We start from the raw sequence: 15,518 nt of genomic DNA on the forward strand, positions 1-15,518 counted from the left end.
TGATGATCTGTTCGTCGGAAAAACGCTTCTTCATGGGGATGTCCTCATGTGGCTTATGAAGACATTACTAACATCGGGGTGTACTAATCAACGGGGAGCAGGTCAACGGAGGCTAATGCTAATACAAAAAGTGTGTTTTTCATCCTTTTTCACACAATTACATAATCTCGAATAAAATACTAATTATATCAATAGACTACACATTGCATAGAGAACTAAAGAAGGTCTTGACCGAGCAAGGAAGGTAGGTAAAAGTTAGGCGGTTGCAACAGATATTCGTAAGCGACTTCTGGAAGCCAATATGAAGAGGTCTCAGCCAAGCAAAAAGTGGGATTAAGTCTTCCTACGATTAAAGGGAACTGGAACATGCATCAAGAATGACGGGCACGTTCCAACAACCCAAAAACAAGACCGCGAGCGAAGCGAGTTCCGTCAAGCGAAGCGAAGACGGATAGTTAGCGTTGATTAAAAAACATACGGAAATGTACTGTTTTTTCTATATATAAAATATAAATATTATAAACAGTACATAGTACACAGACACTCACTACGTTCGTGTCCCTCGCTGCGCTCGGAATTTTGAAGTAATGTATGAATGTATCAGCATAGCAACTATAGTTGAACTATCATGCATCTGACCGAAGCATAAAGTTAACCAGGAACAAATCATGCCTTAAAACGCTCTGAGCGAGGCTGTAAGCGATTTTCATGATATGGGTAATGGATTGCATACCTTGGAAAGAAAAACGCGCTACGGGCTTCCTGTGCGATATTTACGAATTCAGTACTTTGCTACTCAATTTTGATGTTGAGTACATGCGCGTTCCCTTCCCTGTTTGCGCTTTACCGCGTTCTTTTGCCAGGTAAGAAAGCCAGAATACCGGACCTTCGAGTGATGAAGGATGTTCACGATGAATGACGTAGTGATCGGGATAGTCTTTAGTGGCTTTAGCCAAGTTTACCAGCGTTGCTTTACCACCTGTCAGTTTCATCCAGATTTCCGTAATAATACCAGCGATCCCTCTTTCTGGCGTTCCAAACCATCTTACCGAACGATGTGGAAGTGCAATCCAGCAATGGTAATGGGGTTGTGAAGCCTTTTCCTGTTCGCAAACCCAACCGTAAGCAAAATCGATAATAGGTTCCGATAAACCGTTATTCCCAGACCCTAGGAGGTCACGTAATCGTTTGAACAAGTTGCGTATGTATTTGTTACCTGCTTCAACAGAAGTGAACTCAGGGAGGTGGAGATCAAAACGGGTAAGGAACACTCGACTGTAGAGCTTCAGGATTGCGTTCAGTTCGTTGATTGTTGAAATAAGTATGTCATGACGAACACCAGAGCCGATTCTTGTGTTAATCCGGTATGCATGACCATCATGAACAAAGGAGTTGCCATTAATTGTTTTGTAACGTCCGTGTTCATGGTAGACGGTACGAAAACTTGTTGCCGATAAAACCGACGATTCGAATAGGGTTTGTGATTGTTGCATCATTGTTAAATTAACCTTTTTGTACTCAGAAAGAGATCACACCCCCTACATAGTTACTACCTAAAACCACGGTAAAACGATGGCATTTGCGATAGCGCAAAGCCGCCTTGCATCTGACGTTGGGGATGTTTTCGAGGAGAGAAATACTACGGAACAAAGTTTACGGAAATATTTATAATAACTCATTATTATATCAGAAGGAGTGAAAGGGGGCAACGGAAATCATGCCTTGATAAAAGAGGGATGATGATTGTGTGGGGTGTTGGTAACAACGGAGAAATTCAAAGGGATTTACAATCTTGTCTTTGGCTTCCTTCCGGCATACACAGTTGAGTGGGAGCTGTAATTTTCAACATTGCAGTAACCTGATTGTTCACAGTGTACATCGGCAAATATCAATTATACCCATTACACTTCAGTGAACACTGACGGCAACGTGATCGACTTCGTGGTGTTCGGGATCCTGCACGGCCTGTCGACTAAGTGGTATCTGGTCCCTGTCGTGGCGGCAATCTGGTTTGCGGTGTACTACGGGATCTTCCGCTTCGCCATCACCCGCTTTAACCTGAAAACGCCAGGACGCGATATTGATACGGCCACCAGCGTTGAACAGGCGGTTGCCGGTACCGTGGGCAAATCCGGCTATAACACCCCTGCCATTCTGGCGGCGCTGGGCGGTGCGGATAACATCACCTCGCTGGATAACTGCATTACCCGCCTGCGTTTGTCGGTGGCGGATATGTCAAAAGTGGATACCAACGCCCTCAAGGCCAACCGGGCCATCGGCGTGGTACAGTTAAACCAGCACAATTTGCAGGTGGTTATCGGCCCGCAGGTACAGTCAGTGAAAGATGAGCTGGCGACCCTGATGCGAACAGTAGAAGCCTGATGCCTCAGCCCCCTCACCATGAGGGGGTTTTACGTTAAGGATTAAAGCATGTTTGATTTCTCAACCGTCGTGGATCGACACGGCACCTGGTGTACGCAGTGGGACTATGTCGCCGACCGCTTTGGCGCGGCGGATCTGCTGCCCTTCACCATCTCGGATATGGATTTCGCCACCGCCCCCTGCATAACCGACGCGCTGCAACAGCGCATTCATCACGGCGTGTTTGGCTATAGCCGCTGGAAAAACGACGAGTTTCTCGCCGCCGTCGCACACTGGTTCCAGCAGCGCTTTAACACCCGAATTGATACCGAAAGCGTGGTTTATGGCCCCTCCGTCATCTACATGGTCTCGGAACTGATTCGCCTCTGGTCAAAACCCGACGACGGCGTGGTGGTTCACACCCCGGCATACGATGCCTTTTACAAAGCCATAGAGGGAAACGGGCGTCGTGTTGTGGCGGTTGAAATGGAAAAACAGGCCGCTGGCTGGCAGAGCAATATGGCAACCCTGGAAGCGGCGCTGGCGAAACCGGAAAACAAAATTTTGATGCTGTGCAGCCCGCAGAATCCGACCGGCAAGGTCTGGACGCGGGATGAATTGACGCAGATGGCGGAACTCTGCGAGCGCTATGACGTGGCGGTTATCAGCGATGAAATCCATATGGACATGGTGTGGGGAGAACATCGTCACACGCCGTGGACCGCAGTGGCGCGGAGCAAATGGGCGCTTCTGACCTCCGGTTCGAAAAGCTTTAACATTCCGGCGCTGACGGGGGCTTATGGCCTGATCGGCGATGAAGAGAGCCGTAACGGCTATCTCAGCGCGTTAAAAGGTCGGGACGGGCTCTCTTCCCCTTCCGTGCTGGCGCTAACGGCGCATATCGCCGCCTATCAGCAAGGGGGGCCGTGGCTGGATGCCCTGCGGGGTTATCTGGAAGAGAATCTGTTGTATATCGCTCAGGAAGTAAACCGCGCTTTTCCGAAACTCAACTGGCAGCCGCCGGAAGCGACCTATCTGGCCTGGATCGATCTGCGTCCGCTGAACATTGACGATCGGGCGCTGCAAAAAGTGCTGATCGAGCAGCAAAAGGTCGCCATCATGCCGGGATATACCTATGGAAAAGAGGGAAATGGCTTCGTACGCCTGAATGCGGGCTGCCCGCGCAGCAAGCTGGAGCAAGGGGTTCAACGCCTGATTGCCGGCATTAATACGCTTCTGTAATCAATTTGCGCAACGGAATATTCCCTTGCGCAAATAGCTTTTTACCCCGTTTTGTTTTTATAATATGGCGCACTTTAACCAGAAAAGAGTGCGACCATGATTGATACACGCCTGCCTTTAACTGATATTCATCGTCACCTTGACGGTAACATTCGTGCCCAAACCATCCTCGATCTTGGCCGCCAGTTCAATTTAACGCTTCCTGCTCAGACCCTTGAGTCCCTGATCCCTCACGTACAGGTGACCTCTAATGAACCGGACCTGGTCAGCTTCCTGAGCAAACTCGACTGGGGCGTGAAAATGCTGGCGTCGCTGGATGCCTGCCGCCGCGTGGCGTTTGAGAACATCGAAGATGCCGCCCGCAACGGCCTGCACTACGTCGAGCTGCGCTTCTCGCCGGGCTACATGGCGATGACCCACAACCTGCCCGTTGCAGGCGTCGTGGAAGCCGTCATTGAAGGCGTCCGAGAAGGGTGTAAAACCTTCGACGTCCAGGCTCGCCTGATCGGCATCATGAGCCGTACCTTCGGTGAAGCCGCCTGCCTGCGGGAGCTGGAAGCGCTGCTGGCCCATCGTGATGCCATCACCGCCGTCGATCTCGCCGGTGACGAGCTGGGCTTCCCGGGCAGCCTGTTCCTCTCCCACTTCAACCGCGCGCGCGATGCCGGCTGGCACATTACCGTGCACGCGGGTGAAGCGGCTGGCCCGGAAAGCATCTGGCAGGCCATCCGCGAGCTGGGCGCCGAACGTATCGGTCACGGCGTGAAGGCGGTAGAAGACCGCGCCCTGATGGATTTCCTGGCGGAGCAGCGTATCGGGATTGAGTCGTGCCTGACGTCTAACATTCAGACCAGCACCGTAGCATCGCTGTCGCAGCACCCGCTGAAAACCTTCCTCGAGCACGGCGTGCTGGCCTCGCTGAATACGGACGATCCGGCGGTTCAGGGCGTGGATATCATTCACGAGTACAACATCGCCGCACCGCAGGCGGGTCTGAGCCGCGAGCAGATCCGTCAGGCGCAGATCAACGGGCTGGAGATCGCCTTCCTGACGCCTGCAGAGAAGCAGGCGCTGCGGGATAAGGTGGCAACCGCGTAACCCCCTTTGCCGGGTGGCGGCTACGCCTTACCCGGCCTACAGCAACGTCAAAAACTTATGCCAGACAGAGCGTCGCGCGATGTTTGGCAGATTCGATCCCCAGCTCAATCAGCTCCATAATCTGTATCGCCTGGCTTGCCGGAACCGGATTCTCTCCCGTGCCGTTCAGCGCATCGCGAATAGCGGCATAATACGCCGGATAGTTACCCGGTATCGTCAGCAAGGTCTCTTCGACCAGCTCCTCGCCTTCCACCCGCGTGACGACGCCGTCGCGCATATCATAGCCCCAGTCTTCCTGCGGCAGACGCTCACCGTTTTTCAGCCTGTCTTCCTGCGGATCGAGACCAAACTTCACGTAGCTGCCGCGCGTGCCGTGAATAATATAGCGGGCAGATTCTGCCGCCGCGACCATCGTCCCGTGCAGCACAATTCGCCGCTGCGGGTAACTGAGCACCGCGTGAAAGTAATCAATCGTCTGCGCACCGGGCCTGAGCTGGGCCAGATCGACCGTCATGCTCACCGGCAGGCCAAAGAGATTGACGGCCTGATCCAGCAGATGCGGGGCTAAATCATACCAGATACCGCTGCCAGGACCGGCCTGCTCGCGCCAGCGGTTTCGTACCTGCGGGCGAAAGCGGTCAAAGTGCGACTCAAAAAAGAGGATCTCCCCTAACGTACCTTCACTGAGAAGCCGTTTTACCGTCAGAAAATCGCTGTCCCAGCGTCGGTTATGGAACACCGACAGCAGCCTGCCCAGACTCTTTGCCAGCGCATCCAGCTCGCGAGCCTGTGACAGTGTCACGGTAAAGGGCTTATCGACAACCACATGCTTCCCGGCTTCCAGCGCGGCCTTTGCCAGCGGAAAGTGGGTATCGTTCGGCGTGGGAATGACGATTAAATCAATGTTTGGATCGTTGAAAAGATGTTTTGGCTCGGAGACAACCGGCACAGAAGGCCAGTCTGCATGGACTTTAGCAGCGTCGCTGCTGGATACCGCCGCCAGCGTCATCCCCGGCGTCCCGGCTATCAGAGGCGCATGAAACGTTTTGCTCGCGTACCCGTAACCAATAAGCCCAACGCGGATATTATCACTCATAGTGTCATCCTCTTTTAAGTCGTTCTTATTTCACACTGGCTAGTCTGGCATTACCACGGATTAATAATGTGCCGTATGACGTAAAATAGCAGGTTATACGGATTGTTTTTGTTACATAGTATTAACCTACTGATTTTGTTTAAGGGAACCGTTCCCAAAGCCCTTGCCGTCAGAGAAACGTCGCTGTAACATTTGCGCCCTGTCTTTATGGATAAAGTACAATTACACATCATGACGTCAATTATTAATCGAATCATTGAATTAGCGGGATGGATTGTCCTTGGAGTGTCGGTCATTTTGCTGGGCGTTGCCAGCCATATCGATAACTACCAGCCGCCGGAGCCTGTCACCGTCGCTCAACCTAAGTAACCGGTTACTGCAATAAAGAGTGACATAATATGTCAGTTACTTATTGCCAGCCCTGGTGAACACGGTTAACCTTCTCTTCCAGGCATCGTCTGATGCCTGAATTTCAGCAAAGAAAACTCCTAATTTCGTCGCGTTACCTGAGTGGGCTGTTTACGTCTTTATTAATCCGTTTATTATTCGAACGAATTACCTTAACTGGTATTACTCACTTTTATATGGAAACTTATTAACATGACAGTTCAGGACTATTTATTAAAATTTCGCAAGATCAATTCGCTTGAGAGCCTGGAAAAACTGTTTGACCATCTGAACTACACCCTGTCGGATAATCAGGAAATCATTAATATGTATCGCGCCGCTGACCATCGCCGTGCGGAGCTGGTCTCCGGTGGCCGTTTGTTCAACGTCGGCGAAGTGCCAAAGTCCGTGTGGCGTTACGTTTTATAAGAAAGTAGCCATCCGCGCGAAATGTTATATACTCTCCGCCCTGCCAACTGGCTGTACAACATTTCGCGCAGATTATGGGAGAGTTCATGACCGCAACGCCTGGAGAACGCATTGGAGGCTGGTTAATCGCCCCACTGGCATGGCTGCTGGTTGCCTTATTAAGCGCATCACTTGCGCTGCTGCTTTATACCACCGCACTGATTACCCCTCACGCCATTCAGACCCTGTTGTCGCAAAGCGTGCTTAATATTGCTTTGTGGTTTGTGTCGTTCGTTTTCGCGATCGGGATGTGGTACTACACGCTGTGGCTGACCATCGCCTTCTTTAAGCGCCGTAAGAATGTGCCTAAGCACTACATTATCTGGCTGCTGGTTTCGGTCCTGCTGGCGGTGAAGGCGTTTGCTTTTTCGCCCGTTTCAGACGCGCTGGCCGTTCGTCAGCTGCTTTTCCCGTTGCTGGCCGCGGCGCTGCTGGTGCCCTACTTCAAGCGTTCGACGCGGGTGAAAAACACCTTCGTGAACCCGTAATAACCCTACAGATAACCTGTTGTCGCCTGCCTGGGTTTGTCCGATAATAGGCGGCTTTTTTATTTCAGGCTAAATAATGACCGATTACTTACTGCTCTTTGTCGGCACCGTGCTGGTTAACAACTTCGTTCTGGTGAAGTTCCTTGGCCTGTGCCCGTTTATGGGCGTTTCCAAAAAGCTGGAAACGGCAATGGGTATGGGGCTGGCGACGACCTTCGTCATGACGCTGGCGTCCATCTGCGCGTGGTGGATTGATACCTGGATCCTCATCCCGCTGGGGTTAACCTATCTCCGTACGCTGGCCTTTATTCTGGTTATCGCGGTGGTGGTGCAGTTTACCGAAATGGTGGTGCGCAAAACCAGCCCGGCGCTCTATCGCCTGCTGGGCATCTTCCTGCCGCTGATCACCACTAACTGCGCCGTTCTCGGCGTGGCGCTGCTGAACATCAACCTGGGTCATAACTTTATGCAATCGGCGCTGTATGGTTTTTCTGCGGCTGTCGGTTTCTCTTTGGTCATGGTGCTGTTTGCCTCTATTCGCGAGCGCCTGGCAGCAGCGGATATTCCTGCGCCCTTCCGCGGTAACGCGATTGCGCTGGTCACCGCCGGTTTAATGTCTCTGGCCTTTATGGGCTTTAGTGGTCTGGTGAAGTTGTAATGAATGCTATCTGGATTGCCATCGCCTCTATCAGCGTCCTGGGGTTGGTGTTTGGCCTTATCCTGGGTTACGCCTCCCGCCGTTTCGCGGTAGAGGACGATCCCGTTGTTGAGAAAATTGATGAGCTTCTGCCGCAAAGCCAGTGCGGGCAGTGTGGCTACCCGGGCTGCCGCCCCTATGCCGAAGCGGTAGGGGTTCAGGGTGAAAAAATTAACCGCTGTGCGCCCGGTGGCGAAGCGGTGATGTTGAAAATTGCGGCCCTGCTTAACGTTGATCCGCAGCCTGTTGACGGCGATGCGGATGTGCAGGAGCCGGTCCGCGCGCTGGCCGTGATCGACGAAGCGAACTGCATCGGCTGCACCAAATGTATTCAGGCCTGCCCGGTCGACGCCATTGTTGGCGCAACCCGCGCCATGCACACCGTCGTGGCGGACCTGTGCACCGGCTGTAACCTCTGCGTAGCCCCCTGCCCGACACAATGTATCGAGCTGCGCCCGGTTGAAACGACTACCGAAAGCTGGAAGTGGGATCTTCAAACCATTCCGGTTCGCAATATTCCTGTGGAACAACATGCTTAAGTTATTTTCTGCTTTCAGAAAAGAGAAGATTTGGGACTTTGACGGGGGTATTCACCCACCAGAGATGAAAACCCAGTCTAACGGCACGCCGCTGCGTCAAATTCCGCTGGCAACCCGTTTCGTTATGCCGCTCAAGCAGCACATCGGCGCGGAGGGTGAGCTGTGCGTGAAAGAAGGCGATACCGTCCTTCGCGGCCAGCCGCTGACCTTTGGTCGCGGACGTATGCTGCCGGTGCACGCCCCCACTTCCGGTAAGGTGGTCGCCATCGCGCCCCATACGGTGGCCCATCCATCAGCGCTCTCAGAGCTGAGCGTGATGATTGAAGCCGACGGCGAAGACCGCTGGATCGACCGCGATGGCTGGAGCGACTACCGCTCCCGCAGCCGCGAGGCGCTTATCGAACGCATTCATCAGTTCGGCGTTGCTGGCCTGGGTGGCGCAGGCTTCCCGACCGGCGTCAAGCTGCGCGGCGGTGGCGATAACATTCAGACGCTGATTATCAACGCCGCCGAATGCGAACCGTACATCACCGCCGACGATCGTCTGATGCAGGACTGCGCCGCCCAGGTGGTGGAAGGCATCCGCATCCTCGCGCACATTCTGCAGCCGCGAGAAGTGCTGATTGGTATCGAAGACAATAAACCGCAGGCTATCTCAATGCTGCGCGCCGTGCTGGCGGGCAGTCACGATATTAGCCTGCGCGTTATCCCGACCAAATACCCCTCTGGCGGTGCTAAACAGCTGACGCAAATTCTCACCGGTAAGCAGGTTCCGCACGGCGGACGCTCTTCAGATATCGGCGTGCTGATGCAGAACGTCGGGACCGCGTACGCCGTGAAGCGCGCGGTGATCGACGGCGAGCCGCTGACCGAACGCGTGGTAACGCTGACCGGGGAAGCGGTCTCTCGTCCGGGCAACGTCTGGGCGCGACTGGGTACGCCGGTGCGTCACCTGCTGGAGCAGGCTGAGTTTTGCCCGTCCAGCGACCAGATGGTGATCATGGGCGGCCCGCTGATGGGCTTTACTCTGCCGTGGCTCGATGTGCCGGTAGTCAAAATCACCAACTGCCTGCTCGCCCCTTCCCCGACCGAGATGGGTGAAGAGCAGGAAGAAAAAGGCTGTATTCGCTGCAGCGCCTGTGCCGACGCCTGCCCGGCGGATCTGCTCCCGCAGCAGCTGTACTGGTACAGCAAAGGCCAGCTGCACGACAAGGCGACAGCCCATAACCTGGCCGACTGCATCGAATGCGGCGCCTGCGCCTGGGTCTGCCCTAGCAACATTCCTCTGGTGCAGTATTTCCGCCAGGAGAAGGCGGAAATTTATGCCATCTCCATGGAAGAAAAACGCGCGGCGGAAGCCAAAGCACGCTTTGAAGCACGCCAGGCGCGACTGGAGCGTGAAAAAATCGCCCGTCAGGAGCGCCATAAGCAGGCCGCCGTTCAGCCCGGCGAGAAAGATCAGGATGCGATTAATGCCGCACTGGCTCGCGTTCGCGAGAAAAAAGCGACCGCGGCGCAGCCTGTGGTGATCCCGGCAGGCGAGAAGCCGGACAACAGCGAAGCCATTGCGGCGCGTGAAGCGCGTAAAGCTCAGGCTCGCGCCCGTCAGGCTGAAAAAGCGCAAACGGGCCAGGCAGAGACGGAGATCGACCCGCGTAAAGCCGCCGTTGAGGCGGCGATAGCCCGCGCTAAAGCCCGCAAAGCCGGTGAGCAAAGCGTGGTGGTTGAGCAGGAAGCGGTCGACCCTCGCAAAGCGGCCGTTGAGGCAGCGATTGCCCGTGCCAAAGCCCGCAAAGCGGCGCAGCAGACGCCAACCGCAGAACCCGACGCGCCGGTCGATCCGCGTAAAGCCGCCGTCGAAGCGGCGATTGCCCGCGCTAAAGCCCGTAAAGCAGCGCAGCAGGATGAGCAACCGCAGGCCGCCAACGATGACCCGCGCAAAGCCGCCGTCGCCGCCGCCATTGCGCGCGTTCAGGCAAAGAAAGCCGCACAGCAAGCAGTTAACGAGGATTAAATGGTTTTCAGAATCGCAAGCTCCCCTTACACCCACAATCAGCGCCAGACATCGCGCATTATGATGCTGGTCTGCCTGGCGGCGCTGCCGGGCATTGCCGTTCAGTGCTGGTTTTTCGGCTGGGGAACCCTGTTCCAGATAATCCTGGGCTGTGCCAGCGCCTTAGCGGCGGAAGCCCTTGTCCTTAAGCTGCGCAAGGCGGCGGTCTCCCGCATTCTGGCCGATAACTCCGCGCTGCTGACCGGGCTGCTGCTGGCGATCAGTATCCCGCCGTTTGCTCCATGGTGGATGGTGGTCCTCGGCACCGTGTTTGCGGTGATCATTGCCAAACAGCTGTATGGTGGACTGGGCCATAACCCGTTTAACCCGGCGATGATTGGCTACGTGGTGCTGCTGATCTCCTTCCCGGTACAGATGACCAGCTGGCTGCCACCGCACGAGATTGCGGCCACGGTTCCGGACTTCATGGATGCTCTGCACGTGATCTTTACCGGCCATACGGCGCTCGGTGCCGATATGAACGCGCTGCGCATGGGCGTGGACGGGATCAGCCAGGCGACGCCGCTTGATACCTTTAAAACGTCCCTGCATGCCGGACACAGCGTTGAGCAGATCATGAAATCCGCCATCTACAGCGGCGTACTGGCGGGTGCCGGCTGGCAGTGGGTCAACCTGGCGTATCTGCTGGGCGGCCTGTTCCTGCTGAAGCAGAAAGCCATCCGCTGGCATATTCCGGTCAGCTTCCTCGTGACGCTGGCGGTCTGCGCCACGCTGGGCTGGGTATTCTCTCCTGAATCACTGGCCAGCCCGCAGCTGCACCTGCTCTCCGGGGCAACCATGCTGGGTGCCTTCTTTATCCTGACGGATCCGGTGACGGCCTCAACGACTAACCGCGGGCGCCTGATCTTCGGCGCGCTGGCAGGCCTGCTGGTCTGGCTCATCCGCAGCTTTGGCGGGTACCCGGACGGCGTGGCTTTTGCCGTCCTGCTTGCCAACATTACCGTTCCGCTCATCGACTATTACACGCGTCCGCGCGTGTACGGTCATCGCTAAGGGTCTCGCCATGTTCAAAACGATGCAAAAACACGGCGTCACGCTGGCTGTCTTCGCCGCGGTCCTGACAGGGCTGACGGCGCTGGTAAATGCGCTGACCAAAACGACCATCGAAGAGCAGGCCTCGAAGCAGCAAAAGGCGCTGTTCGATCAGGTGATCCCGGCGGAATTCTACGATAACGACCTGCAAAAAAGCTGCTTCGTGGTAGACGCGCCGCAGCTTGGGAAAGGCCCGCACCGCCTCTTCATTGCCCGCAAAGGGGATAAACCGGTCGGCGCGGTGATGGAAGCGACGGCGCCTGACGGCTATTCCGGTGCCATTCAGCTGCTTGTGGGCAGCGATTTCTCCGGCACCATACTGGGCACCCGCGTGACGGAACACCATGAAACGCCGGGTCTTGGCGATAAAATTGAAACCCGTCTGAGCGACTGGATTTTGCACTTTGCCGGTAAAGTGATCCATGGCGAAGGTGATACCGCGTTTGCGGTGAAGAAAGATGGCGGCGAGTTCGACCAGTTCACCGGGGCGACCATCACCCCACGTGCGGTGGTGAATGCCGTAAAACGAGCCGGGCTGTACGCTGAAACGCTGCCCGCGCAAATCAACAATCTTCCGGCCTGTGAGGAGTAATCATGAGCCAGGTTAAAGAGGTTATTGTCCAGGGGTTGTGGAAGAACAACTCCGCGCTGGTACAGCTTCTGGGGATGTGCCCACTGCTGGCGGTGACATCCACCGCCACCAACGCGCTCGGTCTGGGTCTGGCAACCACGCTGGTATTGACCCTGACCAACCTCTCCATCTCTGCCCTGCGCCGCTGGACGCCGTCGGAAATTCGTATTCCTATTTACGTCATGATCATTGCGTCGGTGGTCAGTATTGTTCAGATGCTGATTAACGCCTACGCGTTCGGTCTGTACCAGTCGCTCGGGATCTTCATTCCCCTTATCGTCACCAACTGTATCGTGGTCGGGCGTGCGGAAGCCTTTGCGGTGAAAAACAGTCCGGCCATGTCGGCGCTGGACGGTTTTTCTATTGGCATGGGTGCCACCTGCGCCATGTTCGTGCTGGGCTCGCTGCGCGAGATCCTCGGCAACGGTACGCTGTTCGACGGCGCTGATGCGCTGCTGGGCGGCTGGGCCAAAGCGCTGCGTATTGAAGTGTTCCACACCGATACGCCATTCCTGCTGGCGATGCTGCCGCCTGGCGCGTTTATTGGTCTTGGCATGATGCTGGCGATAAAATACCTGATTGACGAGAAACGTAAGCGCCGCGCGGCTGAGCGCAGCGTTCTGGAAGGGACACCCGAGAAGGCCTCATGAATAAAGAAAAGCGCATTGCGATCCTGACCCGTCTGCGGGACGAGAACCCGCACCCGACGACGGAGCTGAATTTTACCTCCCCGTTTGAGCTGCTGATCGCCGTGTTGCTCTCTGCGCAGGCGACCGACGTGAGCGTCAATAAAGCCACCGCCCTGCTCTATCCGGTCGCCAATACGCCGAAGGCCATGCTGGAGCTGGGCGTGGAAGGCGTGAAGTCCTATATCAAAACCATCGGCCTGTTTAACAGCAAAGCCGAGAACGTCATCAAGACCTGCCGGATCCTGCTGGAGCAGCACGGAGGCGAAGTGCCGGAAGACCGCGCTGCGCTGGAAGCCTTGCCGGGCGTGGGGCGTAAAACGGCGAACGTGGTGCTCAATACCGCGTTTGGCTGGCCCACTATCGCCGTCGATACGCATATCTTTCGCGTGTCTAACCGGACCAACTTCGCGCCGGGCAAAAATGTCGAGCAGGTCGAAGAGAAGCTGCTGAAAGTGGTTCCGGCGGAATTTAAGGTTGACTGCCATCACTGGCTGATTCTGCACGGTCGTTACACGTGTATTGCCCGTAAGCCTCGCTGCGGCTCCTGCATTATTGAAGATCTCTGCGAATACAAAGAAAAAGTATATCCCTGAGGCATCTCAATCCCCTGATTAAAGAAGGGCTTTCAAACGCTCTTCTTTTAACCGTTATTTGTTCGCCTTTCGTTTCGCCTCACCTGTCACTTATTCGGCCCTTTAACGCTGAAACAGGTTAATAGTTTTTTCATAGCCGAAAATTTCTATACATCTGTGATCGCGATCACCCTGATAACTTCATGTTGTATTTTTGTTGTCAAAATCGACCTAAACCCTTTATCTGACAAGACACTCCTCTTTCTTTGCCGACGATAAGACCAGCTATTTTTCAGAATATGGGCTATACCACTGCCACAAGCGGCAAATAGCAGAACATATCGCCAACAGCCCGTACTGACCGGTGATTACCAGTCGAAAAAGCTACCTTTACTCAGCGTATGAAATTTAACTCTGAATAACATTTGCATGAACCGACGATTATACCACTCAGGATATATGTAACAGATTATTACAAACGTATTGCCAGATGGGGCAGGATAGTGAACATTACCCGCCGTTTCTCCTCCCAATATAACTATAAGGCGTATGGACTACGGCCATCACGCTATGAACACCCCCGTTAATATGGGATGTAAAAAAAGAGGTATATGTGTCGACTGCAAACAATAAACCAACAGATGAAAGCGTGAGTCTGAACGCTTTTAAACAACCTAAAGCGTTCTATCTCATCTTCTCTATCGAGTTATGGGAGCGTTTTGGTTACTACGGCCTGCAAGGGATCATGGCGGTTTACCTGGTGAAACAGCTGGGTATGTCCGAAGCCGATTCCATCACGCTGTTCTCCTCCTTCAGTGCTCTGGTGTACGGTCTGGTCGCTATCGGCGGCTGGCTGGGCGATAAAGTCCTCGGAACTAAACGTGTCATCATGCTGGGCGCCATTGTTCTGGCGATTGGCTATGGACTGGTCGCATGGTCAGGGCATGATGCCGCTGTCGTGTATATGGGCATGGCCACGATCGCCGTGGGTAACGGTCTGTTCAAAGCGAACCCGTCTTCCCTGCTCTCTACCTGCTACAGCAAAGATGACCCGCGTCTGGACGGTGCATTTACCATGTACTACATGTCCATCAACATCGGTTCGTTCTTCTCGATGCTGGCAACCCCATGGCTCGCAGCGAAATTCGGCTGGAGCGTGGCGTTTGCACTGAGCTTCGTCGGTATGCTGATCACCGTGGTGAACTTCCTGTTCTGCCGCAGCTGGGTTAAAAACTACGGTTCAAAACCAGACTTCGAGCCTGTGCATATGGGCAAACTGCTGGCGACCATCGTAGGCGTTGTGGTCCTGGCGGCCATCGCTACCTGGCTGCTGCACAACCAGGGTATCGCACGTGCCGTTCTGGGCGTTGTGGCGCTGGGTATCGTGGTTATCTTCGCTAAAGAAGCATTCGCTATGCAGGGTGCTGCCCGTCGTAAGATGATCGTGGCCTTCATTCTGATGCTGGAAGCGATTATCTTCTTCGTGCTGTACAGCCAGATGCCAACCTCTCTGAACTTCTTCGCCATTCGTAACGTTGAGCACTCTATTCTGGGCATCGCGTTCGAACCGGAGCAGTATCAGGCACTGAACCCGTTCTGGATCATGATTGGTAGCCCGATTCTGGCCGCGATCTATAACAAGATGGGCGACCGTCTGCCAATGCCGCACAAGTTTGCTATCGGTATGGTGCTGTGTTCCGGCGCGTTCCTGGTGCTGCCGCTGGGTACCAAATTTGCTACCGACGCCGGTATCGTATCCGTTAACTGGCTGATCCTGAGCTACGCGCTGCAGTCTATCGGCGAACTGATGATCTCTGGTCTGGGTCTGGCAATGGTTGCACAGCTGGTTCCGCAGCGTCTGATGGGCTTCATTATGGGTAGCTGGTTCCTGACCACTGCCGGTGCAGCAATTATCGCCGGTAAGATTGCGAACCTGATGGCCGTGCCGGAAAACGTCACTGACCCACTGGTTTCCCTGAACGTCTACGGTACCGTGTTCATGCAGATTGGTATCGCGACTGCCGTTATTGCCGCTCTGATGCTGCTGACCGCACCGAAACTGAATCGCATGACTCAGGACGACGACAAGACCGCTAAGGCGACCAAAACCGCTACTGCGTGAAATCCGTGAGAAACGACTGACC

The 15,518-nt window shown here is 54.7% G+C and carries 15 protein-coding genes and 1 pseudogene; 14 read left to right on the forward strand and 2 right to left on the reverse strand.

Features of this window, described 5'->3' with window-relative positions; genetic code table 11:
• Positions 1-773: 773 nt before the first annotated feature.
• Complete coding sequence (locus ACOTXI_RS22080; RefSeq protein WP_058673545.1) at positions 774-1,496, reverse strand: YagK/YfjJ domain-containing protein; 723 nt, start codon at positions 1,494-1,496, stop codon at positions 774-776.
• A gap of 418 nt (positions 1,497-1,914) precedes the next feature.
• Between ACOTXI_RS22080 and ACOTXI_RS22085 the strand changes: the two are divergent.
• The 3 genes and pseudogenes from ACOTXI_RS22085 to add form a co-directional block, all read left to right on the forward strand.
• Positions 1,915-2,382 (forward strand): annotated as a pseudogene (locus tag ACOTXI_RS22085) (glucose PTS transporter subunit EIIB); the annotation flags it as partial.
• A gap of 48 nt (positions 2,383-2,430) precedes the next feature.
• A complete protein-coding gene (locus ACOTXI_RS22090; RefSeq protein ID WP_421633967.1) occupies positions 2,431-3,603 on the forward strand; it encodes a MalY/PatB family protein in 1,173 nt (390 codons plus the stop codon).
• Between the two features lie 96 nt (positions 3,604-3,699).
• Positions 3,700-4,701, forward strand: coding sequence for an adenosine deaminase (gene add, locus ACOTXI_RS22095; protein ID WP_008500561.1), 1,002 nt, complete (start codon positions 3,700-3,702; stop codon positions 4,699-4,701).
• A gap of 55 nt (positions 4,702-4,756) precedes the next feature.
• On the opposite strand, the gene ACOTXI_RS22100 is transcribed toward add, so the two are convergent.
• Positions 4,757-5,797: an oxidoreductase gene (locus ACOTXI_RS22100; protein WP_058653690.1), complete on the reverse strand. Its 1,041-nt coding sequence runs from the start codon at positions 5,795-5,797 to the stop codon at positions 4,757-4,759.
• A gap of 243 nt (positions 5,798-6,040) precedes the next feature.
• On the opposite strand from ACOTXI_RS22100, the gene blr reads away from it, so the two are divergent.
• From blr to dtpA, 11 genes are all read left to right on the forward strand, one after another.
• Positions 6,041-6,166, forward strand: a complete 126-nt coding sequence (gene blr / locus ACOTXI_RS22105) for a division septum protein Blr (protein WP_168112406.1) — start codon at positions 6,041-6,043, stop codon at positions 6,164-6,166.
• 231 nt (positions 6,167-6,397) lie between these two features.
• A complete protein-coding gene (gene ydgT / locus ACOTXI_RS22110; protein ID WP_006174966.1) occupies positions 6,398-6,613 on the forward strand; it encodes a transcription modulator YdgT in 216 nt (71 codons plus the stop codon).
• Positions 6,614-6,699: 86 nt separating this feature from the next.
• Positions 6,700-7,140 carry a DUF2569 domain-containing protein gene (locus ACOTXI_RS22115; RefSeq protein WP_021241142.1) on the forward strand — a complete coding sequence of 147 codons (441 nt, stop codon included), beginning with the start codon at positions 6,700-6,702 and terminating at the stop codon, positions 7,138-7,140.
• A 76-nt stretch (positions 7,141-7,216) separates the two neighbouring features.
• Positions 7,217-7,798 carry an electron transport complex subunit RsxA gene (rsxA, locus tag ACOTXI_RS22120; protein WP_008500564.1) on the forward strand — a complete coding sequence of 194 codons (582 nt, stop codon included), beginning with the start codon at positions 7,217-7,219 and terminating at the stop codon, positions 7,796-7,798.
• Entirely contained in the window at positions 7,798-8,376 is a 579-nt protein-coding gene (gene rsxB, locus ACOTXI_RS22125; protein ID WP_032651615.1) for an electron transport complex subunit RsxB, read from the forward strand. Before rsxA ends, rsxB begins: the two co-directional genes overlap by 1 nt.
• Entirely contained in the window at positions 8,369-10,390 is a 2,022-nt protein-coding gene (rsxC, locus tag ACOTXI_RS22130; protein WP_058653691.1) for an electron transport complex subunit RsxC, read from the forward strand. Before rsxB ends, rsxC begins: the two co-directional genes overlap by 8 nt.
• Positions 10,391-11,443 (forward strand): electron transport complex subunit RsxD, encoded by a 1,053-nt coding sequence (gene rsxD, locus ACOTXI_RS22135; RefSeq protein WP_058653692.1) that lies wholly within the window; start codon positions 10,391-10,393, stop codon positions 11,441-11,443.
• Positions 11,444-11,453: 10 nt separating this feature from the next.
• On the forward strand, positions 11,454-12,074 hold the full coding sequence (gene rsxG, locus ACOTXI_RS22140; RefSeq protein ID WP_023292623.1) for an electron transport complex subunit RsxG: 621 nt from the start codon (positions 11,454-11,456) through the stop codon (positions 12,072-12,074).
• Positions 12,075-12,076: 2 nt separating this feature from the next.
• Entirely contained in the window at positions 12,077-12,763 is a 687-nt protein-coding gene (locus tag ACOTXI_RS22145) for an electron transport complex subunit E (RefSeq protein ID WP_008500569.1), read from the forward strand.
• Positions 12,760-13,395, forward strand: coding sequence for an endonuclease III (nth, locus tag ACOTXI_RS22150; protein WP_008500570.1), 636 nt, complete (start codon positions 12,760-12,762; stop codon positions 13,393-13,395). Before ACOTXI_RS22145 ends, nth begins: the two co-directional genes overlap by 4 nt.
• Before the next feature lie 592 nt (positions 13,396-13,987).
• Positions 13,988-15,496, forward strand: a complete 1,509-nt coding sequence (dtpA, locus tag ACOTXI_RS22155) for a dipeptide/tripeptide permease DtpA (RefSeq protein ID WP_008500571.1) — start codon at positions 13,988-13,990, stop codon at positions 15,494-15,496.
• Positions 15,497-15,518: the final 22 nt, after the last annotated feature.

Source organism: Enterobacter cloacae complex sp. BZL2005, assembly GCF_049238885.1.
In the GTDB taxonomy this organism is placed as follows: Bacteria; Pseudomonadota; Gammaproteobacteria; order Enterobacterales; family Enterobacteriaceae; genus Enterobacter; species Enterobacter roggenkampii.